19 protein-coding genes are annotated in these 26,973 nt (G+C 30.8%); 15 read left to right on the forward strand and 4 right to left on the reverse strand.

What is annotated here, in order from left to right; translation table 11 throughout:
- The 7 genes from QPK35_RS07565 (at position 1) to QPK35_RS07595 (ending at position 9,023) form a co-directional block, all read left to right on the forward strand.
- Positions 1–1,257: a glycosyltransferase family 2 protein gene (locus QPK35_RS07565; protein WP_290034273.1), complete on the forward strand. Its 1,257-nt coding sequence runs from the start codon at positions 1–3 to the stop codon at positions 1,255–1,257.
- Positions 1,258–1,295: 38 nt separating this feature from the next.
- Positions 1,296–2,897, forward strand: a complete 1,602-nt coding sequence (locus tag QPK35_RS07570; RefSeq protein ID WP_290033341.1) for a cellulose biosynthesis cyclic di-GMP-binding regulatory protein BcsB — start codon at positions 1,296–1,298, stop codon at positions 2,895–2,897.
- Complete coding sequence (locus QPK35_RS07575; RefSeq protein WP_290033342.1) at positions 2,894–3,508, forward strand: hypothetical protein; 615 nt, start codon at positions 2,894–2,896, stop codon at positions 3,506–3,508. The genes QPK35_RS07570 and QPK35_RS07575 overlap by 4 nt, the downstream gene beginning before the upstream one ends.
- 2 nt (positions 3,509–3,510) lie before the next feature.
- Positions 3,511–4,422, forward strand: a complete 912-nt coding sequence (locus QPK35_RS07580; protein WP_290033343.1) for a hypothetical protein — start codon at positions 3,511–3,513, stop codon at positions 4,420–4,422.
- Positions 4,423–4,711: 289 nt separating this feature from the next.
- On the forward strand, positions 4,712–6,037 hold the full coding sequence (locus QPK35_RS07585; RefSeq protein ID WP_290033344.1) for a Na+/H+ antiporter NhaC family protein: 1,326 nt from the start codon (positions 4,712–4,714) through the stop codon (positions 6,035–6,037).
- A 2-nt stretch (positions 6,038–6,039) separates the two neighbouring features.
- The gene (locus tag QPK35_RS07590; protein WP_290033345.1) at positions 6,040–7,767 is read left to right on the forward strand and encodes a hypothetical protein; all 1,728 of its coding nucleotides are present in this window, start codon (positions 6,040–6,042) and stop codon (positions 7,765–7,767) included.
- A 5-nt stretch (positions 7,768–7,772) separates the two neighbouring features.
- Positions 7,773–9,023, forward strand: a complete 1,251-nt coding sequence (locus QPK35_RS07595) for an LTA synthase family protein (protein WP_290033346.1) — start codon at positions 7,773–7,775, stop codon at positions 9,021–9,023.
- A 41-nt stretch (positions 9,024–9,064) separates the two neighbouring features.
- Here QPK35_RS07595 and QPK35_RS07600 read toward each other — a convergent pair whose 3' ends face one another.
- Positions 9,065–9,412: a YlbF family regulator gene (locus QPK35_RS07600; protein WP_290033347.1), complete on the reverse strand. Its 348-nt coding sequence runs from the start codon at positions 9,410–9,412 to the stop codon at positions 9,065–9,067.
- Positions 9,413–9,752: 340 nt separating this feature from the next.
- On the opposite strand from QPK35_RS07600, the gene tyrS reads away from it, so the two are divergent.
- From tyrS to QPK35_RS07620, 4 genes are all read left to right on the forward strand, one after another.
- Positions 9,753–11,006, forward strand: a complete 1,254-nt coding sequence (tyrS, locus tag QPK35_RS07605) for a tyrosine--tRNA ligase (protein ID WP_290033348.1) — start codon at positions 9,753–9,755, stop codon at positions 11,004–11,006.
- A 269-nt stretch (positions 11,007–11,275) separates the two neighbouring features.
- Positions 11,276–12,862 (forward strand): glutamate/gamma-aminobutyrate family transporter YjeM, encoded by a 1,587-nt coding sequence (gene yjeM, locus QPK35_RS07610; protein ID WP_290033349.1) that lies wholly within the window; start codon positions 11,276–11,278, stop codon positions 12,860–12,862.
- A gap of 168 nt (positions 12,863–13,030) precedes the next feature.
- Positions 13,031–13,831 (forward strand): NAD kinase, encoded by an 801-nt coding sequence (locus tag QPK35_RS07615; protein WP_290033350.1) that lies wholly within the window; start codon positions 13,031–13,033, stop codon positions 13,829–13,831.
- Positions 13,832–13,936: 105 nt separating this feature from the next.
- Complete coding sequence (locus QPK35_RS07620; RefSeq protein WP_290033351.1) at positions 13,937–14,962, forward strand: glycosyltransferase; 1,026 nt, start codon at positions 13,937–13,939, stop codon at positions 14,960–14,962.
- 32 nt (positions 14,963–14,994) lie between these two features.
- On the opposite strand, the gene QPK35_RS07625 is transcribed toward QPK35_RS07620, so the two are convergent.
- A complete protein-coding gene (locus QPK35_RS07625) occupies positions 14,995–17,976 on the reverse strand; it encodes an LTA synthase family protein (RefSeq protein WP_290033352.1) in 2,982 nt (993 codons plus the stop codon).
- A gap of 174 nt (positions 17,977–18,150) precedes the next feature.
- On the opposite strand from QPK35_RS07625, the gene QPK35_RS07630 reads away from it, so the two are divergent.
- The 4 genes from QPK35_RS07630 (at position 18,151) to QPK35_RS07645 (ending at position 24,131) form a co-directional block, all read left to right on the forward strand.
- A complete protein-coding gene (locus tag QPK35_RS07630; RefSeq protein WP_290033353.1) occupies positions 18,151–18,702 on the forward strand; it encodes a hypothetical protein in 552 nt (183 codons plus the stop codon).
- 166 nt (positions 18,703–18,868) lie between these two features.
- The gene (locus QPK35_RS07635; RefSeq protein WP_290033354.1) at positions 18,869–19,897 is read left to right on the forward strand and encodes a hypothetical protein; all 1,029 of its coding nucleotides are present in this window, start codon (positions 18,869–18,871) and stop codon (positions 19,895–19,897) included.
- A gap of 126 nt (positions 19,898–20,023) precedes the next feature.
- A complete protein-coding gene (locus QPK35_RS07640; protein WP_290033355.1) occupies positions 20,024–23,113 on the forward strand; it encodes a GH25 family lysozyme in 3,090 nt (1,029 codons plus the stop codon).
- Between the two features lie 106 nt (positions 23,114–23,219).
- A complete protein-coding gene (locus QPK35_RS07645; RefSeq protein WP_290033356.1) occupies positions 23,220–24,131 on the forward strand; it encodes a beta-1,6-N-acetylglucosaminyltransferase in 912 nt (303 codons plus the stop codon).
- 39 nt (positions 24,132–24,170) lie between these two features.
- On the opposite strand, the gene QPK35_RS07650 is transcribed toward QPK35_RS07645, so the two are convergent.
- Together QPK35_RS07650 and glf are read right to left on the reverse strand one after the other, a co-directional pair.
- Positions 24,171–25,589, reverse strand: a complete 1,419-nt coding sequence (locus QPK35_RS07650) for a flippase (protein WP_290033357.1) — start codon at positions 25,587–25,589, stop codon at positions 24,171–24,173.
- A 112-nt stretch (positions 25,590–25,701) separates the two neighbouring features.
- Positions 25,702–26,814, reverse strand: a complete 1,113-nt coding sequence (gene glf / locus QPK35_RS07655; RefSeq protein WP_290033358.1) for a UDP-galactopyranose mutase — start codon at positions 26,812–26,814, stop codon at positions 25,702–25,704.
- Between the last annotated feature and the right edge of the window lie 159 nt (positions 26,815–26,973).

Here is a 26,973-nt window from a genome sequence, read left to right on the forward strand (position 1 = left end):
ATGTGGGATGCAATGGTAATTTTTTCAACAACAGTCATTTGGACGTTACTATTAGTTTCCATTGCTTTAGTCGTTGCTGGTTATATTTATTATTTAAAATGGGCAAGTAAACCATTGCCAGAATTAAATGATCAAGATGCGCCGTTTGTTTCGATTATGGTGCCAGCTCACAATGAGGGAATTGTAATTGTGAAAACGGTACAGGCATTGTTGAATTTTAATTATCCACACGATCGTTATGAAGTTATCGTAATTAACGATAACAGTGATGATGATAGTGCTGATTTGCTGGCAGCTTTACAACGGAAAAATCCAACGCGGAATTTTAAAGTGATTAACACAGATAATATTACTGGTGGTAAAGGTAAGTCCAATGCTTTAAATATTGGATTTAAGTCGGCAATTGGTGATGTAATCGCAATTTATGATGCTGATAATACTCCTGAACCTAATGCATTGCGCTATTTAGTTGCAGAATTGCAACAAAATGATGAGTATGGTACTGTAATTGGTAAGTTCAGAACTAGAAATAAAGATGTTAATTTATTAACACGTTTTATCAATGTTGAAACTTTATCATTCCAATGGATGGCTCAGGCGGGACGAAGCCAAATGTTCAAGCTTTGTACGATTCCAGGAACTAATTTTGTGGTGAGACGAAGTATCATTGAAGCAATTGGCGGCTGGGACGAAAAAGCCTTAGCGGAAGATACTGAAATTAGTTTCCGAATTTATAAGATGGGTTACCGTATTAAGTTTCAGCCGGCTGCAGTTACTTGGGAACAAGAACCGCAAACTGTTGATGTTTGGTTTCGTCAGCGAACGCGTTGGGTTAAAGGAAATATCTATGTGATTGTTAAAAATGTCAAATTATTATTTGATCCTACAGCAAAACGTATTCGTTTCGATATTTTCTATTTCCTTTCAACATATTTCTTATTGTTAACTGCATTGTTGATGTCAGATATTGTTTTCGTGATGTCGGTTTCCGGATATGTACACGTTACGGTTCCGGGCTTCAGTAATTCATTATGGCTACTGGCTGTTATTTTATATGTTCTCAGTGTTTTTGTTTCGATTACAACTGAGAAAGGCGAGATGAAATGGGGAAATATCCTGGTCATTATCGCGATGTATATTATTTACACACAAATGTGGTTGATTGTTGCATTAAAAGGAATGTATTTATACATCAAGGAAAGTGTTTTTCACTTGGAATCATCTACGAAATGGTACAAAACCCAACGATATAAGTAGAAGAGTTAAAAATTAAGTTATTTAGAGAGGATTCAATAATGAAGAAACTAACAAAGACACTGATTGCTGGATGTCTAGCCGTTATTAGCTTCCCTATTGTGGCACAGGCAGCTCCAAGCGGAATGACTAATCAAGAATATGATTCTAATCAGGTAACACTAAGCCAAGATCAAGCTGCAAATGAACAAGTGAGTTCAGCACAAACTTCTTCAGTAAGTTCAAGTACAAATACTGAAAAAGAAGGTGATGATCAAGCTAAGACAAGTAATTCAATTGAAGATAGTGTATTAACATTTGCCCAACCATTTCAAAATACAAATACGACTTTGAGCGGTAAGAATGTCCGCTCAACAACATACTTTACAAAAGTTGATTATTGGAATGTGAAGAAGGCAACCTTTAATTTAACATACATGGTTTCACAGTTAAGTAATGATCAAGAATCAACGATTACATTGACTGTTAATGGAGTGAAATTCTACTCATTCAAACCAGCTAAGAATGGTGAACAACAAACGGTAACTGCTGAGATTCCAACTAATTTGTTACAAACTTCTAATGTATTGACGATTGAAGGACAAATTATAAATAAGGATCAAACGCAACAATCTAAGTCAACTCCGGCTAATTGGTTGACAATTTGTGATGGTAGTAACGTTAACTTCTCATATACAGTTAACCAACCAGAAAACAAAATTAGTTCATTCTATACTCACTTTATTGGTGAAGATACTGTTGCTAACAATGAAAGTGTAATTTTAGTGCCAAAGAACGCATCTAATAAGGAACTTACAGCAGCAACATATGCTTTAACTGGAGTTAGTCGCTTAGTAAATGCTTCAAATAGTAAAGTTCAAATGAATAGTTTGAATAATAAGGAATATAATAAGCGGTTGTATCAAATTGTAATTGCTAATTATAAAAACTTGCCTGAGAAGTATAAGAAGGAAGTTTCAGCAGATAAGGTGGCTGATGGCAATGCATATATTAAGTTTATCAATAATGACAAGCAAAAAATCTTATTAGTTACAGCTAAAGATAATGATACATTGGTTAATGCCGGACGTTACATCGCTAACCAAGAATTGATGCAACAGACAACTACAGATACAAAGACAGTTAGTCAAAGTACGCAAACATTTACAGCTGATACGCAAACCAATGGATACTTCCCATTGACAAGTGATGGTAGTAAATTAACTGGCTCAGGACATCAAGAGCAAGTATTCTTTATTTCATTACCTCATGATCAAACTAATTCAAAAGGTAGTTATGTAAACTTAAACTTCCGTTATGCAGATAACCTTGATTTTAAGACTTCTTTAGTAACGGTTTATGTAAACGATAAGCCAATTGGAAGCAAACATTTATCATCAGCAAATGCTAATGGGGATCACTTTAGAATTAAGATTCCAAATGATACAAATTTAGATAATTCACTTACAATCCGTGTATCTTTTGATTTGAATTTGAAAGATAATAATAGCAATAATAGTCAAACACCATGGGCATTGAAAATGATTCAGATGTGTTTATTAAGACTGCTGAAAACCAAAACTTGTTATTCAGTAACTATCCATCATGTTTCATTAATAACCAATCATTTAATCAAATTGGAGTTCAACTTCCAGAAAAAATGAATGATACTTATTACAAAGCATTATCAAATATCTTTAGTTTGATTGGAAATTATGCTGAAAATAATACTGGTGAAATCACATTCTACAGACACGAAATGTCGGATGCACAAATGAGAAACCATAATGTGATTGTCTTGGGAACACCTAAAGATACTCCATTAATTAAGAAATTGAATGACAAGCTTTTCTTCAAGTTTAATAAGAAATTTACTCGCTTAGTTTCAAATGAAAAACTAAGTATTGAATCAAGTTATGGTAAGCGAATTGGATCAGTTCAATTGTTATTCAATCCTTACAATAAAAATAACGCTACTTTAGTTGTTACAGGTGCTACTCCAAAGACAGTTGAACTAGCTTCAACTCAAATTGATACACAGGCTCATGCTAAGGTCTTGAAGGGTGATGGCGCGGTTATCAATGATAATGGCCAACAATATACATTCCGCTTCAAGAAGAAAATAAATAATGTACAAAAGGTTTCAATAATGAAACGAATTAAATCAAATCCTGGATTTTTAGCTTTAATGGGTATCAGTGCATTATTTATTGTCTTAATGCTAAGTACGATCTTCTTGCTATTGCGTAAGAATAAGTTGAGAGGTGGAAAATAATAATGACGAAATATAATAAAAATGGTGAAAATGAAAATTCACCACGGAAATATCTCGCTTCAATGCGTACTGATCTTGCATTATTAGCAGTAATTGTTGAAATCTGCTTAATTGTAGTTTTTGTTATGTTTATTGATAGGAACGTTGTCTTTAATTTGCTTTGTACAGTGGTTACATTATTCTTAATGATGTTGACTTACTTTATTGGGCTGATTCCTGCATTGGCAACGTATATTGCTTTTATTCTGTTTATAGTAATTCAAAGTGCGTATGAGTTTATTGAAAAAGGAAACTATTATAGTAATGCATTTTTCTGGATCATAATGACTCCATTGGTTTGTGTTACTTTATACTTCCTTACAAACCAAATCAAAAGTTTACAAAAAGAAAATGAAAGCTTAAAAGAAAAAGTAAATGAAAATCGTTCTTTTGATACAGAAACTAATTTGCGGACAGTTGATATGCTAAGAGACCACTTTGATGTTTTTTCAACTTTATCTGAAGATTATGATTTTTCATTGTATCTATTTGTATTTAGAATTAAGTATTGGAATGCAGTAAGTGGGATTCTTTCTAAGAAAGATCAACGAAAGCTAATTAAAATAGTTTCTGAAATATTGAATGATTATAAAACAGGTCATGAATTTGTGTATGATATCACACACATTCCACCAACATGGGGAATGCTTTCAACGATTAGTATGGATGGGAAACGCCGTATTCGTGATGAAGTTAAAGCAAGAATCAAGCAACGATTGCAAGAAGATCCGCAATTAAGCAAAGTTGATATCGTAGTTGAAGCTTCAAAAGTAAAATACAATCCAGAAGAACATACTAATGCAGCTATGTTTTTGGAAGATGGAATTCACGAATTACAATATGACGTATCAGCAGGAAGTGCAGATAAAAGATAGGCTATGAATTATCTTTGAATTGTTTTTTCAACAAAAATTAAAAGAATAATATCAGAGTATTCACAAATAATTCATAGATCTAATTTAATATTTAAAGCATAGTAATTCATAAGTAAACGTTAGTTGATTCTGTCCCTCTTGAATCAATTAATAATGAAATTACAGTCCTAAAATAATATCCTAAATATATACTTCCTTTTCACAAAGTCTGGGAATAGTAATAAAGATTGCTATTGACAGGCTTTGTTTTTTTGTCCATGATATGATTTGTATTATTGGAGGAAAGGCTATGAAAACAGAACAAAATAAAAACAAGGGAAGTTTTTGGGGATTAGTTCCCTTATTAACTTTCTTAGTACTATATATCATTACAGGTGTTACAACGCATGATTTTAATAGTATGCCATTAATGATTGGCATTTTTATTGCTTCGGCAGTAGCGTTGATGATGCACAAAAAAGGTGAGTTTGACCGTACAACTTTTGCTCAAAGAGTTACTAAGTATTGTGTCGGTGGTGGTGATGATGGATTAATATTAATGGTAATTGTCTTTTTACTAGCTGGTGGTTTTTACGGTGTTACGAAGGGAATGCATGCTGTTGATGCTGTAACCAATTTAGGCTTAGATATTTTACCTGTAAAACTAATATTACCCGGGTTATTTATTATTGGATGCATTATTAGTTTTGCAATGGGGACATCAATGGGAACGGTAGCAGCATTAATGCCAATAGGAGTGGCTTTAGCTACTAAATTGCATGGAAATATGGCAATGTTTTGTGGAACAGTTATTGGAAGTGCAATGTTTGGTGATAATCTTTCAATGATTTCGGCTTCTGTAATTGCAGCAACACGGACACAAGCTGTATCAATGATGGAAAAATTTAGAACAAATTTTATAATGATTTTACCAGCACTTATAATTAATTTGATTTTATTAATGTTGCAACCAATTGATCAAGGTGTACGCTTAACCGGTAATCATTCATATGATGTTTTAAATTTATTACCATATATTTTAGTTATTATTTTGTCATTTACCGGTATGAACGTAATTTTAGTGTTGACTTTAGGGATTTTAACTGGGATTGCAATTGGCGTTTTCCATGGTGATTTTTCTTTGGTTAAATCAATGACTGTTGTTCATAATGGAATGATGAGTATGGAAGATATGGCTTTAATTGCAATTTTGGTTGGCGGTTTAGTTGCATTAATGGATTATCTTGGTGGAATTGATTGGATTATTAATTTACTGACAAGCAAAATTAAGTCAACTAAAGGTGGCGAAATGGCAATCGCTACGTTAGTAAGTTTACTAGATATAATCACAACTAATAATACAGTTTCAATTATTACGGCAGGGCCATTAGCGAAAGACATTGGTGAAAAATTTAAGATTGCTCCTCGTAGAATTGCAAGTGATCTAGTTACTTTTTCATGCGCTTTTAATGGCTTGATTCCATATGGTGGTCAACTATTAGTGGCTGCAGGATTAGGTGGAATTTCACCCATGGACATTGTGCCATATAGTTGGTACTGTTTATTGATGTTAGTATCAAGTACTTGCTTTATTTTGTTTAGTAAGAGAAAGAAAATTGAGGTTAAGGAGTCATAGGATTGATAGAAATTGATAAGCGAAAAAAACACGGCGGATTACAATTATTAATTATTATTGGCACTATGATGCTTGTATTTAAGCATTTATTTACAGATGCAAATGTAAATCTAGATCGTTTTGCAAATTTAGATAGTAATTATATCTGGCAATTAATTCAAGGAGTAAGTAATCTTGGAATTGATATAGCTGTAATTGGTTTAGGGTTTATGTTAGCTAAATATAGAAATTCAATTACATTAACTATCAAATCTTGGATAATGGTTTGGCTAACAGGAGTTACAGTTTTAATTAGCATACTATTATTAAATAATATTTTTACTTTAGAAAATTTTTATAATGCTATTTTTCCTGTTATTCGTGGAACATATCCAATTGTAACTGGAATTTTAATCGGAATCTTATTTTTACCAATTATCCGTTATGTTAGCTGTCGCTATTCAAAATTAGTGTTAGGTGGAATTGGAATTACAATTATTGCGCCATCACTTTTTAACCGTGCATTGTGGGGAAGTACAGACGTTAATTTTGTTTTTTACGGTTTTATTATGTTTGCACTTGGAATTTGGTTAAAATTTAATTCTGATAAATTAAAGACTCGTAAAGCAGTTATCATACAAGTTTTAATTGTGATTTTAAATGAAATATTAATTGCTCTGATGCCAGCATTTTCATTTGCTCAACACAGAGATTTATCAACAGCTGCAAGATTTACAAATTCAAGCTGTGGGTTGCAAATTTTGACTGCAATGGTTTTAATTAATTTATTTAGCAAGATTAAGTTACCAGCGATAAAAAATTCAATTATCTTTTATTGGGCACTTGTGATGATTTGTGGCAATTACACGGGTTATTTAAGTCAAAATATCACTCAATTAAATCAAAAATTTCAAAGCATGCCTTTTACTGTTGTAAAAATGGTTTCAAAGCAAGTTTTAATTTTTGCTGCTTTTTGTTTGTTAGGTACATTAGTAATTTTAGTAGTTACACGCTTGTTTCATTTAGATAAAAAAATTAATTCTATTTGGGACGGTTGCGATTTGGTTAATTTTAATACATGGTGGAATCCAAAGGTTTTAGCGGTTAAGAAATGGATTAAACAACATGCTATTTATTTATTCGGATTAGCAATTGCATATCTTTTATCATTCTGTTCATTTTTAGCAGTTACTGATAATTTTCGAGTTAAACCAAATGTAAGTGAGGATTATAATGTATTTGCATATATTTTGGGTACTCGTCAACTATTTGTAATTATTAATATGTTGCTAATATTAATGTTGTTTAAATTTATTTGGGCCTTAACAAATCGCTTCTGGCTTGCATCTATTAGTAGTGGGGTATTTTTTGTTGGCTGGATTATTGCTAATGTTTTAAAAGTACAAAGTAGAAGTGAAACAGTTTTACCTTCAGATCTTTCAATGTTAAAAAATTGGAAAGAATTGTTATCGATGGTGGATGGCAGCGTTACAATCATAGCAATAGCAATGATTGTAGTCGCGATTATCCTTATTCTGTTACTTGAAAAGAAAAAACCAATTGGACGTGGAAGTTGGCCTAAACGAATTTTTTGGCTTTTAGTAATACCAATCATCTCATGTGGTGCAAATCAATTGAATCATAAAGAGTCACCACTTTATACAGTGGCTTGGAATATTGGAGATGCTACAAACTTCTTTAATCAATGGGGCGGAGCCCAACATTACAATTTATTAATAATATTGATATAAAGGTTATGGATAAGCCACAAGGCTATTCTGAAGCAAAAATAAAAAAATTGTGCGAAAAGTATAAAAAAGAAGCACAAGAAATTAATAAAGAAAGAACTAATCAATTAAAAGATCAAATTGTTATTTTTAATTTAAGTGAAAGTTTTGCAGATCCATCACGTTTAACGGGAGTTAAATTGAAGAATAATCCAATTCCTAATATTCAAAAAATTAAGAAAGATAATACCTCAGGAATAATGTTAAGTTCAAACTATGGTGGAGGAACCGCTAATATTGAATTTATGACTTTAACTGGTTTAGCTACATGTAATTTTACTTCAACATTACAAGTTCCATATACTCAATTAGTTGGAAAAATGAAAACAGTTCCTTCAATTGTTCAACAGTTTCCTGAAGCAGTTGCAATTCACCCATATAAAGGAACTTTTTATAACCGTAAAACTGTATATAAGAAGTTAGGTATTGATAGATATTACTTCCTTGGTAGTGAGTATAAGATAATAAATCAAAAGAAAAATGAAAATAGTAAATATTTATCAGATGAAACTGCATATGACAATGCATTGAAACAAATTAATAACTCGAATAAGAGTGGCTTATTTATTAATTTGGTTACTATGCAAAACCATTCGCCATATAATAAAAATGTATATAAAAATGCAGATAAGTTTAATGCATCAGGCTCAATATTTGATTCAGCTACACAAATAAATTTAAATAATTATGCTTGTGGATTAAATTATACTGATGAAGCTGCACAAAAATTCATGAAAGAGCTAGATAAAATTGAAAAGCCTGTAACTTGGGTATTTTATGGTGATCATCTTCCTGGAATATATAACTTTTTATCATCAGATATGGGAAAATATGGCTTAGAATTACATGAAACAGATTATTTCATTTATTCTAATAAGTATGCTCAAGAACATTTAGGAGCAAAACGATTAACGACATATACTAACTATGTTTCTCCAAATGAGTTTTCAGCAATGGTAGCAGAACAAACGAATAGTAAAGTAACACCATTCCTTGCTCTATTAACACATGTATATCAAGAATTACCTGCAACAGCAATACCATTTGTTTTAAATGATGATGAAAATTCTGAACCTGTTATGGTAAATCAAGATGGAAAAATTATTACAAATAGTGATCTAACTGCAAAGCAAAAAGAATTGTGGCATGATTATAAGTTGATTCAGTATGATTTAACGGTTGGTAAACAATATTCAGTTAAATACTTAATGTATAAATAAAAAAAGTATCCATAATTGGATACTTTTTTATTTAGCATTAATTATTTGTTTTCGTAAATGCCATTGATTGGTTTTAAGATGATTGAGTTAATATCGTTTAATAATTGGTTTAAAGTTTGTTCTGCTTTCATTAAGTTTGTGATAGCATCCATGTTGCTCATCTTTTGTGCCAATTCTTGTAATTGTTTCATGTCATCTTCTGCAGGTTGTTGACCAGCTGCTTGTGATGATTGTAATTTTGTTTGAAGTCCTGTGAATTGTTCGTATAAATCAAATGCTACTGCATCATTTTTTAATGCGGCGAAAGCATTTTGAACACCCATAAATTCTTCTGTTTGTGGCAATTCCTTTGCAACTTCGTTTACTGCGTCATAAATATTTACAGCCATAATAGTAGCCCCCTTAAATGTCTATATGTAAATTTTAACATATTTGATTTTAGATTGACCAATACATGAAATCGTGGTTTAATAAAGAAGAATATTTAGCATCGGAAATTTAGTAGGTCTCATCCAACGGTTCAGAAAGTTAGCGGTTGCTGGAAGCTAACCCGTGATTAAGATTCGAATTACACTTTCATTGAAGTGATGCGAGCGACGTTAGCGTTATCTAACGAGAGGCTTTGTAGCAAAGTTGGGTGGTACCACGAGTTAATCGTCCCAGTATGTATTGAATACTACTGGGGCGATTTTTTATTTCCAAGTTAAGAAATTACCAGGAGGTTATGAAATGGACATTTTAGAAGATTTAAAATGGCGCGGTGCGATTAACCAAGAAACCGATGAAGAAGGTTTACGTGAAGTTCTAAAAGATAAGAAGATTTCACTTTACTGTGGAACAGATCCTACAGGAGACAGTTTACATATTGGACACTTAATTCCATTTATTGTGTTAAAACGTTTTGAAATGGCCGGTTATCACCCATATATCTTAATTGGTGGTGGAACAGGTTCAATTGGTGATCCAAGTGGACGTAAGACAGAACGTCAATTACAAACAATGGAACAAGTTGAACATAATGTAAAAGCTTTAACAGAACAAGTAACACGTTTATTTGGTGGTAGCGGTCATATTTCATTTGTAAATAACTATGACTGGCTTTCAAAGATTAATTTATTAGATTTCTTACGTGATTATGGTAAGGAATTTAGTATCAATACAATGATCAAAAAAGATGTAGTTGCTAGTCGTTTAGAAAACGGGATTTCATTTACTGAATTCACATATCAAATTTTACAATCAGTGGACTTCTTGAACTTGTATCAAAAACATGATGTTCAATTACAAGTTGGTGGTGCTGATCAATGGGGTAACATTACTGCAGGAATTGATTTGATCCATAAAAAAGAAGGTCAAGATGCTAAAGTCTTTGGTTTAACAATTCCATTGATGTTAAAAGCTGATGGAACTAAATTTGGTAAGACAGCTGGTGGAGCAGTTTGGTTAGATGCAGAAAAGACATCACCATATGAATTCTACCAATTCTGGTTAAACCAAGATGATCGTGATGTAGTAAAATATTTGAAATACTTTACATTCTTAAGTCATGATGAAATTAATGAATTAGCTGAAAAAGTGGAAACACAACCAGAAAAACGTGAAGCTCAACGTGCATTGGCACGTGCCGTTACAGAATTTGTACATGGTAAAGAAGCTATGGAAGAAGCTGAAAAGATTTCACAAATTCTCTTTAGTGGAGAAATTAAAGAACTTACAGCTAGCCAAGTAGAACAAGCATTTAGTAAAATGCCTTCTGTTGAAGTTTCACGCGAAAAACAAAACTTAGTAATCTGGTTGGTAGATAATGGTATTGAACCATCAAGACGTCAAGCACGTGAAGATGTTAAGAATGGTGCAATTCGGATTAATGGAGATCGGATCCAAGATCTTGATTACGAATTAGATCCAACAAGTGCATTTGATGGTAAGTATGTTGTTGTTCGTCGTGGAAAGAAGAAGTACTTCTTAGCAAAAGTTAAATAATATTATTTGTATCATTAAAAAACTTTAATTTACGCAAAAAATCTGGGTAAATTAATAATTTTATGATCGAATTTAGTAAGTCTATGATTTATCTCATAGACTTATTTTTTTGCTTTAATCCCTTGATTACATAGGATTTTGTAATTCGATTAATAAATGAGTTAAATCATACTACGCTACATTTAAATAATTAAAAATAAAAAAATAATTAGAAATAAATTAAAATAGTGTTATAATGTAAATAATTTTACAGAAGGGGAATGATTATTATGGACGGTCAGCAAGATCAAAGCAAGAAGATTATGTATGGTAGCTTAGTATTGATGATCTTCTCGTCAATTTTTGGATTTAGTAACTCAATTACAGCCTTTTATCAAATGGGGTATTCTAGTGTAATTTGGTATGTAATTGCTGCACTAGCATTCTTTTTACCAGCTGCATTAATGTTTGCAGAATATGGTGCTTCATTTAAAGCAGCAAGTGGAGGAATCTATTCATGGTTGAAGGGGTCGACTAATGAAAAAGTTGCTTTCATTGGAACTTTTATTTGGTTAGCATCATGGATGGTTTGGTTAGTATCATCTACTCAATTTTTCATTGTATCTGTTTCAACTATGATTTTTGGAAAAGATGAAACGCAATACTGGAGTTTTGCAGGATTATCTTCAACACAAGTAGTTGGAATTTTAGGGATTATGTTTATTTTATTAGTAACATTTATTGCAGTACACGGAGTTGATAAGATTGCTAAGGTGGCATCTATTGGTGGTGTATTTGCATTTGCAATCTCAATCTTGTTTAGTTTATTTAGTATCATCGTGTTAATTGCACACCATGGGGTTCTAGCTGAAGAAATTACAGGACTTAAGAGTTTGACAGTTTCACCAAATGCCAACTTTAATAGTCCAATTGAAGTTATTTCATTCTTAGTATATGCAATCTTTGCTTATGCTGGATTGGAAACAACTTCTGGGGTGATTGATTCTGTACATAAGCCAGAAAAGACTTTTCCAAAAGCAATTATTACTGCAATGGCATTAATGACATTTCTATACATTTTCATGATTGTAATGTGTGGATTCTCAACTAACTGGACAGCTATTTTGGGGAGCAAGAACGTTAACTTGGCAAACTGTGAATATATATTGATCAACAACTTAGGGGTAGAAGTTGGTAAGGTCTTTGGACTATCATCAGTCGGTGCGGTGAAAATTGGAAGTTTATTCTCACACTTTGCAGGGTTAACTGATGTACTTACTGGTATTGGTGCAGCGTTCGTAATGGTATATTCACCAATTAAGTCATTTATTCTTGGAAGTGATTCAAGATTATTACCAGAAAAGTTAACAGCATTAAATAAAAAGGGGATGCCAGCAAACGCAATGTGGCTCCAAGCAACAATCGTATGTACGATTATGTTTTTCATTGCATTTGGTGGTGATGCAGCTAACCAATTCTATACAGTATTGATGGATATGATGAACGTTTCTTCAGCAGCACCATACTTATTCTTAATTGGAGCATTCCCATTCTTTAAGATGAAGAAAAATATTGATCGTCCATTTGTATTTTATAAGAACAAGACTTTTGCAGTCGTAGTTTCAATCATTGTGTGGTTAGTGGTTGCAACTGGAATTATCTTTACATGTATTGAACCAATTTTCTCACATGATTATTCAACAGCATTTTGGACAGCCTTTGGTCCTGTATTCTTTGGAATTGTTGGTTGGACAATTTATGCATGTTCAGAAAAGAAACTCTCAATGCCATATGTTGAAGCACGAGGGCAATTAGAAGTGGTTCCAATTGAAATTGATGAATCAGAGGAAGATTCAAAGGATTCACATGATTTATAATATTGAAATGTAATTTGAATGAGGTTATGTTTTTTCATAACCTCATTTTTATATTCAAAAAATACCGATTATATTAAAATAGAATAAGAATATAACGGATGAGGTCGTAACAATAGTTAGGGCCTCCTCTTTTGTTTATAGAATATGTTAAATGAAAGAAGGAATAAAGTGAAAGTTGGAATATATACTAATAAATTAACATCTTCACAAGTAACAAAACATAAATTAACTGAGTTGCTTTTACAAAATGGATTTGAAATTAATGATAAAGAACCAGACGTTGTGATTACTTTAGGTGGAGATGGTACATTGCTAGCTGCATTTCATCATTATATTAAGCAACTAAATCAAATTCGTTTTACTGCAGTAAATACAGGTCATTTGGGTTTTTATACGGATTGGCAAAATAGTGAAATAGAACAACTAGTTGAAAGTCTCAAAAAGGATGATGGTAAATCAGTTTCATACCCATTATTGAAAATAATAGTGCATTTTAATCAAACTAATCGTCAACCAAAAACATATTTAGCATTGAATGAATCAATTTTACAAAAAATTACTTCAACGTTGATTGCTGATGTTTATCTTGGTGATCAGCTATTTGAACATTTTCGTGGCGAAGGGTTATGTATTTCAACGCCGACGGGATCAACAGCATATAATAAGTCCGTTGGAGGAGCAATTGTAAATTCTAGTTTGAAAATACTGCAACTAACAGAAGTAGCTTCAATTAATAATATTATGTTTCGAACATTAGGTTCACCAATGATTATTGGCCCAGAAGACAAATTAACCATTGTACCTTCAGCTAAATCTGATTACTTTTTGACTGTTGATTCGGAAAGTTATCAATGTAATCAAATTTCGCGTATTGAATTCGCCTTATGCAAACAAGATATCAGATTTGTTAAGTATCGCCATATTAATTTTTGGAAGAGAGTACAAAAGTCATTTATTGGTGAGGTTTGATTTGAAATTAATAAATAATGAAATCTTAATTTTTAAGCTTTTTACGCAATATCGTATTTTGATATAATATAGATTGTTAAAATATATGGTGGGAAGTATTTGTTTATGACTAATTATATTATTTCGTCTTTAGACTTAAGTAAAAATAATGCTGGTCCGAAAGCACGAACCGATATAGATTATTTTTTGAAACAACTTGGATTTAAAAATTTGTGTTCTTTTAATTGTCAATCAAGATTCTGGAGACATATCCAGAAACAACGCTTGATTTGGCATGATATTCCACAAGCACTTAAAAATTTAAAGGGACAAGATGCAACAGTTTTCTTTCAATATCCGATTTATTCGAAAATCCTCATGAAAAAAATTTTGAAGACTGCAAAGAAAAATGTCAGTCGTTTTTACGTGATCATTCATGATTTAGAATCGTTGCGAATTTTCAAAGATCGAATTGGTTTTCAAAAATTTGAAGTTAACTTTTTCAATCAAACAGATGGCTTGATTGTTCATAATGAGCGGATGAAGCGAGCATTAAAACAAATGGGCGTCAATGTTCCAATGATTTCCCTGGAAATATTTGATTATCAAAATGCGGTTCCATTGACTGTCCACAAGAACCACCAAGGAATTGCCTTTGCAGGAAATCTTGCGAAAGCACCATTTTTAGAAAAATGGAATTTAAATCAACTAATTAATTTATATGGGCCTCATAAGCAATTACAATATCCCCAAAACGTATATTATCGTGGCGTTTTTCCGCCAGATCAATTATCAGCACATTTGAATGAAAGCTTTGGATTGATTTGGGATGGGAATGGACTAGATAAGTGTAATGGTATGTATGGTGAGTATCTAAAATATAATAATCCGCATAAAGCATCACTATATTTAAGTTCAGGGATGCCAATAATTGTATGGAATCAAAGTGCTTTAAGTGATTTGGTTCAAAAATATCATGTTGGAATTGCGGTGGAAAAACTACAAGATTTAGATCAAATTTTACCGCAATTGTCAGATGAGGATTATTGTAAAATGCAGAAGAATGCGATGCAATTAGCCAATCGATTGCGTAAAGGATATTTCATAAAAAGTGCAGTTGAAAAATTACTTAAAAGTAAAAATAAAAAGTGATAACCAATAAATTGGTTATCACTTTTTATTTATTAATCTTTTAATCCCATTTTGACAGTATATTGTTTTCCAGCACAAATATCATATTGGAATAATAAATAATCATGCCAGATTTCTTTTTGTTCATCAGTCAAATCACTATATGGGATTATTTTCCCATCATCTGTAGTAAATTGAACTAAATCATCTTCATTATCAGAAGATGTTGTTTTTACAGAAAATGATGGTAATTTATCGTAAACTTCAGTTAATAATGCTTGATATGGAGTAACTTTAGTATTTGTTTGTTCAGCAACCATAGCTTGAAAATCATTAGGAGTAACTATATTAGCTTTTGTAAGACGTTTTGCACCTAAATGTTCCTGAGCATATTTATTAGAATAAATAAAATAATCAGTTTCATGAAGAGCTAAAGAATCTTTTTGCAAGTTAGCATTAGTATAGATTCCTGGTAAATGATCTCCGTAAAAGACCCAAGTAACAGGCTTTTGAATTTGATCTAATTCATTCATAAATTGTTGAACCGCATCATCTGTTTTATTAATCCCATATGCAAAATTATTTAATGAAAACTGCATATCGCTGTTTACATTTGAACCAGATGCGCCCATTTTTTCTGAATTATTATATACTTTTTTATCATATGGCATATGATTTTGCATTGTTATCAAATTAATAAATAATCCACTCTTAGCTTTTTTTATTTGAGCTAATGCATTAGCATATGCAGTTTCATCAGATAAGTAAGGACTGTTATCAATTTTTTTCTGATCTATAATTTTATATTTACTTCCTAAATAATAGAATCGGTCAAATCCCATTTTTTTATAGACTTCTTTTCGACTATAAAATGTACCTAAATAAGGATGTATAGCTATAGATTCAGGAAAACTTTGAATAAACGAAGGAACAACTTTTAATCGATCTACTAACTGAGTATATGGTGTTGAAAGCATAGGTGAAAAATTACATGTAGCTAATCCTGTAAGCGTCATATACTCAATATTGGCAGTTCCTCCACCATAAGTAGAACTTAACATTAACCCAGAGGTATTATTTTTTTTAATATTTCTAATATTAGGAATAGGATCTTTACTAAAAGTAACACCTGATAATCGGGTCGGATCAGCGAAACTTTCACTTAAATTAAAGATTACAATTTGGTCTTTAAATGAATTATTCCGTTGTTTATTAATTTCTTTTGCTTCTTGAGAATATTTAGAATACAACTTTTGCATCTCTTCTTTTGAATAACCATGAGGTTTATCCATTATTGTAATGCCAATATTATTTAAAAATTGAATTATAGGACCATTTTTCATAACTCCAGTCCATTGATCCTCAAAAACAGGCTCATTACCTAAACCTTTTGAAATAATAGAAATTGGATTATTTTTTACATTTAAAAAGTTAACACTTAAAAAAAGTATGGGGATTAATAAAATCCAAAAAATTCGATTTTTTAAGCTTTTTCCTGATACCTTTTTCTTTCGTTCTAAATATATAATTGATCCAATTGCAATAATAATACCAATCACAGTAATAATAATGAGTTTAAAATTTATCATTTTAAGTAACTCATTGATAGCAACTAACTCAGATAAATCCGATGGTATAATTGGTTCATTTCGAGATTGGATTTTTAAATAACTAGCTATAATTCCAATAATATATATTATTCCTACTGAAATAGAGGAAATCCAAAAGCGATTTGTTAATGCAAAGATAAATCTAAATACGCCAATTACAACTAATGTATTTAATATAACTAGCATTTGTCGTGGACCAAAAGTATATGTAAACACATTATAAAGGATTGTGAGATTTGAGTGTACTTTAAAATTATCACTAACAGCAACAAACGAAATATATGAAAGTATATATGCACAAAGGATTCCAATTAAATACAATCGATGATTCTTAATCCATAACTTAAAGTTTTGATATTTATTAGGACCCCATTCTTGGATATTGTATATATTACAATTATTCCAATGTTTATCAATTGTTAATGTAATTCGAGAAAGCTTTTCTAATAGATAAATTACGCATGCAATAACAAAACATCCTAAGATTATCAATAGAGTTTGCTCTAAATTAGGAATTAAAACTTTGTGAATTATTTTATTGTACGTACTATTATTATAATTTGAAATTATTCCTTTAAAGATATCAGATGTTCCGCATATGATAGTTAGTATAATGAAATAAATAACTGTATCTGAATATTTTTTTAAATTCTTCAAAAGAGAATGACTTAAGATAGTGACAACTATACAAGCTGTTAAAATTTGAAAACCAGAATTTGAAACAGAAAAACGATCAGCAGTTGATAAATTAAAGTGCTGACTCCAAGACAATGCTGGCATAATAGTAATTATTAATTCATTAAAAATAATGATAAAAGCACCTTGAATAATATTTTTTCTATCTATTTTCTTATCTTTTAGATTATTAATTTCAATTCCCCAACAAATTAGTAATAATCCATAAACTGTAGAATTTATGTCATTTGTTCCTAAGATTTTTTCGTTAAATACTGTAGGAAGGATTGTTAGGATTATAAGTGCAGGAAGATAAAATAAGTGGATTTTAGCAGCACATTTTTTTAATAAAGGCATTAATATAATTCCAAATAAAATTCCTGTAAGAATTGGGTATGTATTTCTTAAAATAGGAAAAAGTGCATTATAAAAATCAGATAGCACGAATGATTTATTAGCAAAAAGTTTAATTAAAAGTATGATTAAACTACTAAACCAAATTGTTATCCAACTCTTAATAACTGTACTTAATGAAGTATTAAAATGACTAAGATAGTATCCAAGAAGGATTACAGAAATATCAATACCTAAGTTGGATATTCCTAAAAAGAATTGCCAAATAAAATTTGTATTAACTGTATTGAGAGAAGTGGCTACATTTACATTTTGGAAAAAGAGCACACTAAATATAAATAGGAATAAACTAGAAAAACTTATCAAAATTAAATTTATATTTTTTTTGATATTCATATAAAAGGCCTCACAAATATAAAAATTAAATATATAAATGTTATATATTAATGAATAAACAATCACGCACTATTATATCATAATTATTTATTAATTCAGACGAGATAAAATAAAACATTATATATTTTGGTATAATATATTTATGAATTTATAAATCGAAATGAGGATGTATTGTTGAAACAAGAAGAGCATACATTAAAAAAAACTATTTTAATTAATACTGGTATTGTTATATCATTCTTGATATTGACATTTATTTTTATGCAATCATTTATAGAAATCAATAAATTTAATATTGTTTCAGATAGTAGTTTTCATTTATCAAGAGCAAATGAAATTTATGAAAATTTGAAAAGTGGTAGTCTGTTCACATATATTGCTACACATACTTTTAGTCATAGTGGAGTGGGAACTTTTTTATTTTATCCATCATTATTTCTATATATACTAGCATTTTTAAGATTAATATTTAATCCAATCACTTCAATATACATTTGGATTGGAATATTTATGTTTTTAACACTAATTGTAGCATTCTATTCTATGATGAGTTTTTCTAAAAATAGAAAGAGAAGCTATATATTTTCAATTATATATACGCTTATACCATATCATCTATATTTAGGTTTATGGAATGGAGTTTGGGGAGAGTATATTGCATATACTTTCTTGCCATTAGTTTTCTTAGGTATATATATACCATGTATTGTGGGGAGATTTCCATAAATGGCCAATTTTAGCTGTAGGAATGTCTTTATTATGCTATAGCCATATCGTTAGTGTTTATATTGCTACATTTTTATGTTTGTTTTTATTTATTTGCAAATTAATAGTTGCCAAAATCACTAAAAGTCGCTTTGTATCTCTAATAAAGAGTGGATGTTTAGCAATATTGTTAAGTGGATGGGAATTTATTCCTTTCTTAACAGATTATCTAGGTGGTGACATTCACGCTCCTCAAGAACAATTTTGGTTTTTGAATAATTTTAGTGATTTAGTTACTAGTTCATTTCAGAATGTATGTGGTGGAGATGTTTTAAATGGGCGATCATTAGGAATTTTACTTATAATCACATTATTTGTAGGATGGTTATTTGTAAAAAATGATGCAACAAATCTCTTAATTTATGTATTGGGAGTAACTTTAGCTCTTTGTTCTACAACATTTATTGATTGGACATCATTATCTCATAACGAATTAATAATGAATACAATTGGAAATATACAGTTTCCATTTAGACTGGTTCCATACGCAGGATTATTTTTGTCAGTGATTGCTTCATTTGTTATTTGTAATATTATAGATGGCATTACAAGCAATAATTATAAACAAATATTAGTAATCATTTCATTTGTCTTGATAAGTGTTTGTGGATATTTTGGAACAGTGCAACCAGCACTTGATCGAATTACTCAAAATGTTTCTGAGAAGTATTTGAAAAAGACTGAAAGTAAACAAACCATTCCAGATGATGTGGTTATAGATAAATATAATTACAATGCTATTTTTGATTATTTAACTCAAACGGGAGAAACAGATTATTATTCTGAAAAAGCATATAATAATGCTACATCAATTATAAATAATATTGTGTACGTAAATGGAAAAGAATCAAAATTAATAGCAGAGTATAAACCTAATAAGATTATTTATATGATACATGCTCAAAAGGGAGATAAGATTGATTTACCAGTTATAGCGTATAAACTTACCTCTGTAAGTGATAATGGTAAAAAAGTAAAATTCAATCAAAGTAAACGAGGAACTGTAGAAATTTTGGCAAGGACGAATGTCAATAGAATAGAAGTGAGCTATAAACCAATAGTGTTATACTATGTAATGATGTTTATTGCGTTGTTAAGTTGGTTTGGAGTTATTTTTTATCAAGTTAAGAATGTTAAAAATAGATTAATTTATTAAGACCTTTTTTGAATAGTATTAAGACAATTCAAATTTTAAGTTAATTGCTAGATATTAGATATTATTTGTGTGAGAATAGATAAATATTAAAGGAATTGCTTATAGAAATTAGAAAGGTAAAAAAAATTGGAACGTAAGAAAAGATATAAGATGTACAAAGCTGGAAAAAATTGGGTATTTGCACCAATTGTTTTCTTTGGTTTAACTTTTTTAGATGGTAATGCAAATGTTGTAAAAGCAGATAATGTTAATTTAGTATCAACAAGCAGTTCTGCTCAAACAGAATCTGCTACATCTGCAAGTAGTTTGCAACAACGTGAAGTTACATTATCAAGTTCAAGTCAATCAGTAAGCTCAAGTAGTCAAGATAGTTCAAGTGTAAGTAAGCAAGAAACTGCAAGTTCATCAAGCGAAGTTTCTTCATCTGTAGCTGTTTCCTCATCATCAGCTACATCATCACAAAGTGAACAAGTAAGTGATTCAAGTTCCTCAAATGCTACTAAGGAAAGTTCATCAGTTAAGGCGGCTGAAAGTAGTCAAGATAGTAGCTCTTCAAATAGTCAAGTAAGTAGTAGTTCAAGTGAAAATTCAGCTATTCAAAGTGATAAAAATGAATCACCATCTGATTCATCAAGTTTATCAAGTAGTAGTCAAAGTGCTGAATCATCAGCAACAACTTCAGATGAAAGTAGTTCAACAGAATCATCATCTTCTTCAACTGTAGATAAAGCTGATCAATCAGATACTTCATCAGAAAGCAATTCTACTGAAGAAAAAACTGATATTACATCTGAGGTTTTAGAACAAAATAAAGAAATTTTGGAAAATAATAATGGAGTAGTTGCTGAAGATAAGGTGATGACTGCTGGTGATACTAGTCGTTCAGAAGCAACTTATGTTCCTAATCGATCAATGGGTGTTGACGTATCAAGTTATCAAGGTACAGATTTAACTAAGTATGCAAATGCTGGAGCTAAGTTTGCAATTGTTAAATTAACTGAAGGTACAAACTATACTAACCCTAATGCAAAAGGACAAATTAGTTCTGCTAAATCTCATGGAATGATGGTTCAAGGTTATCATTATGCTCATTTTGGTGGAGATAAGTCTAAAGCAATCACAGAAGCTAATTATGCAATTAATGCCGCAAAGCAATTAGGATTACCAGCAGGATCCTATTTAGCATTAGACTTTGAAGAAGGTTTCTGGGGTGTTAGTGCAAACACAGCAGCTGCAATTGAATTTATGCAAAGAATAAAAGATGCAGGTTATATTCCATTGTTGTATGCATCATCATCAATGCTAACATCATATTTTAATCTTTCACAAATTATTAGTAAGTTTGGGACTTGCTTGTGGGTAGCGGCATACCCAAATGGTTCACAAGTTTCAACAGATTCTCCTAATTTTAATTACTTTCCAAGTATGGATGGTGTTTTAATGTGGCAATTTACTGATAATTGGAAAGGTATGAATGTTGATTCAAGTATTAACGTTAAACCATTACAAACATCATACACTGGCGAAAAGCAAGTAAATGGACATTGGCAATATTATAAAAATGGAGTAGCTGTAAAGAATAGTTTTGTAAGCATTCCAGGTCAAAATAAAACATGTTACTATGATGGAAATGGAAACATGGTTTATGGTGAACAACAAATTAATGGTCATTGGTACTACTTTAATACGACGACTGGAGCAATGGCTAAGGGAATTACAAATATTGGCTATAAAACTTGTTACTATAATAGTCAAGGCCAAATGCAGTATGGTGAACAACAAGTAAATGGTTCATGGTACTACTTTGATAAGTCTACTGGAGCAATGGCTAAGGGACTTAAAAATATTGGTTATAAAACCTGTTATTATAATAGTCAAGGTCAAATGCAATATGGTGAACAACAAGTGAATGGTTCATGGTATTACTTTGATAAGTCTACTGGAGCAATGGTCACAGGACTTAAAAATATTGGCTATAAAACTTGCTACTATAATAGTCAAGGCCAAATGCAATATGGTAAACAAGAAATTAATGGAAAAACATATTATTTCAATAAAACTACTGGAGCAATGCTAGTAGGACCACAAAGTATGGCACAGTTTGGAGACGATCATATTTATGGATTTGATGAAAATGGTCAAAAAGTATATGGTCAACTTCATTATAATGGGCACTGGTATTTATTTGATAAAACTACTGGAATAATGCAAACTGGATTCCAAAATTTAAGTTCATATGGTCAAAATAAAACAGTATATTATGATCCTCAAAATGGTCAGATGCAATATGGCGAAAAGAAAATAAATAATGCATGGTACTATTTTGATAAATCTACTGGAGCAATGGCTACAGGATTGACAAATATTGGATATAAGACATGTTACTATAATGCAAATGGTCAAATGCAATATGGTGTTCAAGAAATAGACGGGAAGAAATACTATTTCAATAGTGGTACTGGAGCAATGCAGACAGGATTAATCAAGGATAATGGAAATATCTATTATGCAGATGCAAATGGTGTTCTTCAAAGTGGTGAAAAGAAGATCGATGGCTCATGGTATTACTTCGATAAAGGCACTAATAAAGCAGCTACAGGATTGACAAATATTGGATATAAGACATGTTACTATGATGCAAACGGTCGAATGCAATATGGTGAAAAGAAAATAAATAATGCATGGTACTATTTTGATAAATCTACTGGAGCAATGGCCACAGGATTGACAAACATTGGATATAAGACATGTTACTATAATGCAAATGGTCAAATGCAATATGGTGTTCAAGAAATAGATGGAAAGAAATACTATTTCAATAGTAGTACTGGAGCAATGCAGACAGGATTAATCAAGGATAATGGAAATATCTATTATGCAGATGCAAATGGTGTTCTTCAAAGTGGTGAAAAGAAGATCGATGGCTCATGGTATTACTTCGATAAAGGCACTAATAAAGCAGCTACAGGATTGACAAATATTGGATATAAGACATGTTACTATGATGCAAACGGTCGAATGCAATATGGTGAAAAGAAAATAAATAATGCATGGTACTATTTTGATAAATCTACTGGAGCAATGGCCACAGGATTGACAAACATTGGATATAAGACATGTTACTATAATGCAAATGGTCAAATGCAATATGGTGTTCAAGAAATAGATGGAAAGACATATTATTTCAATGAACAAACTGGTGCTTTAGAAAATTAGTATTAAATAAAAAGAGATTGTAAAAACAATCTCTTTTTTATTGTAAGCAACGCATTACTATATTAAAATAAATAGAAGAAAATTTAAGTTAGGAGTGTTTTAAAGCATGAAACACGCATTTTTAATTCTTACATATAAACATTATGATCAGTTAAAGGTACTTTTAAAACTTTTAGATCATGAAAATGCAGATATATTTATACATGCTGATAAAACAGATTTAGGATTTAATCCTGAAGATTATGCAGGAATTTGTAAAAAATCAAAGGTAAAAATGATTCCTCGTGTAGATGTTGCATGGGGAGATTTTACACAAGAATTGGCAGAAATGAATCTACTTCAAGAAGCAATTAATGCAGGAGATTATGATTATTTCCACTTTATTTCAGGAATGGATTTACCAATTAAATCTATGGATTATATAATGCAATTTTTTGAAGAACATAATGGCAAAATTTTTGTTGAATGTAATGATAAACTAAAGAACAGAAATGCTTTTCGTTTTATGCTACGTTATGATGTATATCATTTCTTTCAAAAGTATATTGGTAAAGGAAGAACTTTTATCAAAGGTAAGCGATGGCTAAAATATATTGATTTTGGTCAATGTATTTTACAACATTATGTGGGAATTTCACGTTCAAGAAAAATGCGTAAAGCTGGAAAAGAAATTAAAGGTGGATCCCAATGGTTTAGTATCCCTAAGAAATTTGCTGAATATATCAATAATGACCGCGAAAACATCTTGGATTTTTGTAAACATGGATATTGTTTAGATGAAGTTTTCATGGCAACTTGGTTATATAATTCTCCATTCTATAAAGATATTTACAGAAATGGAAAAAGTTATGTAGCATCTTTGAGAAGATATAAATGGAAAAATGAAGATCCAACATTAGTTACAATTGAAGATATTAAAGAATATGATCAAGAACCAGACGCTATTTTTGCAAGAAAATTTGCAATAGAAGATTCGCCTGAAGCTGTTGAGTTTTTATTGAAAAGAAATAATAAATAAAAAAATAAAGAGTTATGCTTTGATAGCGTAACTCTTTATTTATTTTTTATGAATAAAGCCAAGTATTAGATTAAGACTTGTAGGTTTTAAAAGTAATAACATGATACTATAAATGATTACACCAACTAGTACTTCTATACCTAAAGTAACAATATTAGTTGGAAGTTTAATATTCATAATAAATACAGGAATAAACATTACAATTCCAGCAATAATATATTTGAAAGTATTTTGGAATAGTTTGGAAAGTTCCATTTCTTTACGGACGCACCATACTTGGTAACCAGTAACAACTACTTCAGATAGAACAGTTGCCCACATTGCACCAGCTAATCCCCATAATTTAATAAATAGGAAGTTAGCAAATAGGTTAACAAAAGCCCCTAAGACAACTGATGTAGTGTATGGCTTGATTTGATTTGTAGGTACTAAGTATTGATCTCCAATTGTATTACTCCATGCAATTAATACAATAACAATTGATTCAATCATCATAGCAGTACCAACTGGTTCGAATCCTTTTCCATAGAAAAATGGTCCTAGATTTTTACTAATAGCAGCTACTCCAAACATCATTGCAAATGCTAAGACTGAAAGCATATCGAATGATTTATAAAGTAAATCAAAAACATTCTTCTTGTTGCCTTTAGAAAATGCAGCTGAAACATGCGGAATCATTACAGTTCCTAAAGATGTTGCTAGTGATAGTACCATTTTAACTAAATTGTCAGAATTTTGATAGAATCCAGAGAATTTAGTCCCCATCATGACCCCAAGCATTGTCTTGTTTAATTGCAAATAAATGGAAGTTGCAATTTGTGGAAGAAATAGGCTTATTGTTGGAATAAAATGATGGAATATATTTATTGATTTAAGCTTTATAGGTACTAATAAATGTTTTAGATGTGGCCATAGAGTTAGATTTCCAAAAATATTTGAAAACGCAATGATAAAAATGTATAAGCCAACATCACTAGGCTTTTTGACTAATGTAAAAACAAGAACGACAGAAAGCAAACGTACAAAAGTGTTTTTAATTACTGTTCGTTTAAAATCTTCAAGTCCCATATAAAGCCAAGAAACATCAAGAGCAACGGCTATAATATTTATTGATTGAATCCATAAGAAGACCGTGTATCGATCATATACGTGTAAAAATATGACAAAAGCAATATATGCAATTAATGTGGTAAACGTTTTAAGAAGTTGAATTTCCCAAAACGTTTGTGTCATTTTTTTACGATCATCTCGTACATAAGCAATTTCGCGGTTTCCATAAATTGAAATACCTAAAGTTGCAATTAATACAAAATATTGAATTATTGAGTTGGTATATGCATTATAACCAACCCCAGCAGGATGAAGGACACGACTGATATAAGGTGCCGTAATCAAAGGAACAATCAATGAAAGAATTTGATATCCTGCATTATAAAGGTAATTTTTAAGAACTTTCATTTTTTACCACCATTAAATTAAATTACCAGTTTATTTTAGCATAAAATGCTTTAATTAAAACTTATAAAATAAAGAAGGCTGTAAAAATACCGCCTTCTTCATTTAAATAGTTTTAGTGAAATTCTTGATCTACTGTTACCAATGCAGCACCAATTACTTGATCCATGTTGTAGTAACGATATTGACCTAAACGACCACCGAAAATAACGTTATCAGCTTCTTTTTGTGCTAATTCAACATATTGCTTGTATAATGAATTGTTCTTAGCATCATTAATTGGGTAATATGGTTCGTCACCACGGTGCCATGTTGCTGGGTATTCACGTGTAATAACAGTCTTGTCTTTGTCACCTTTACCAAATTCAAAGTGTTTGTGTTCAATGATACGAGTATAAGGTGTTTCCTTATCTGTATAGTTTACAACTGCATTACCTTGATAGTTATCAACATCTAATTCTTCTGTTTCAAAACGAAGACTACGGTATTCTAATTCACCAAGTTTGTAATCAAAGAATTGATCAATCATACCTGTAAAGACTACTTTGTCATAATCTTTTAAGTATTCATCTTTCTTATCGAAGAAGTCTGTATTTGTTTCTACTGTGATATGATCATCAGCTAACATTTTTTCAACAATTTGAGTGTAACCACCAATTGGAATACCTTGGTATGTATCGTTGAAGTAGTTATTATCATATGTAAAACGTACTGGTAAACGTTTGATAATAAATGGAGGTAATTCTTTAGCGTCACGCCCCCATTGTTTTTCTGTATATTCCTTAACTAACTTCTTGTAAATATCTGTTCCAACTAATGAAATTGCTTGTTCTTCTAAGTTTTCTGGCTTCTTGCCATTTAAAACTGCACGTTGTTCATTAATTTTTTCTTCAGCCTCTTGTGGAGTAATTACGCCCCATAATTTGTTGAAGGTATTCATATTAAATGGCATATTGTAGATTTCGCCATGGAAGTTAGCAATTGGACTATTTGTGTAACGGTTAAATTCTGCAAATTGATTTACATAGTCCCAAATTTCTTTCTTAGATGTGTGGAAAATATGTGCACCATATTGGTGAACTTGGATACCATCTACTTCTTTAGTGTAGATATTTCCTGCAATATGATCACGCTTTTCAATGACGTGTACTTCATGACCACGTTTAGCAGCTTCATGAGCAAATGTTGCACCGAATAATCCAGCACCAACCACTAAATATTTTGTCATTATACTGATTCTCCTTAATATATTTATACTTATCCAGTATAAACCCATTTTAGTAAATATCTTATTATTAAGCTATTTTTTTTGTCAAGCAAATTAATAAACTTTAGTTAATTCTTGTTATTTAAATTAAGATTACTAGATATACGACTGATATATTAA

This window comes from Ligilactobacillus cholophilus, from assembly GCF_030389495.1.
Lineage (GTDB): Bacteria > Bacillota > Bacilli > Lactobacillales > Lactobacillaceae > Ligilactobacillus > Ligilactobacillus cholophilus.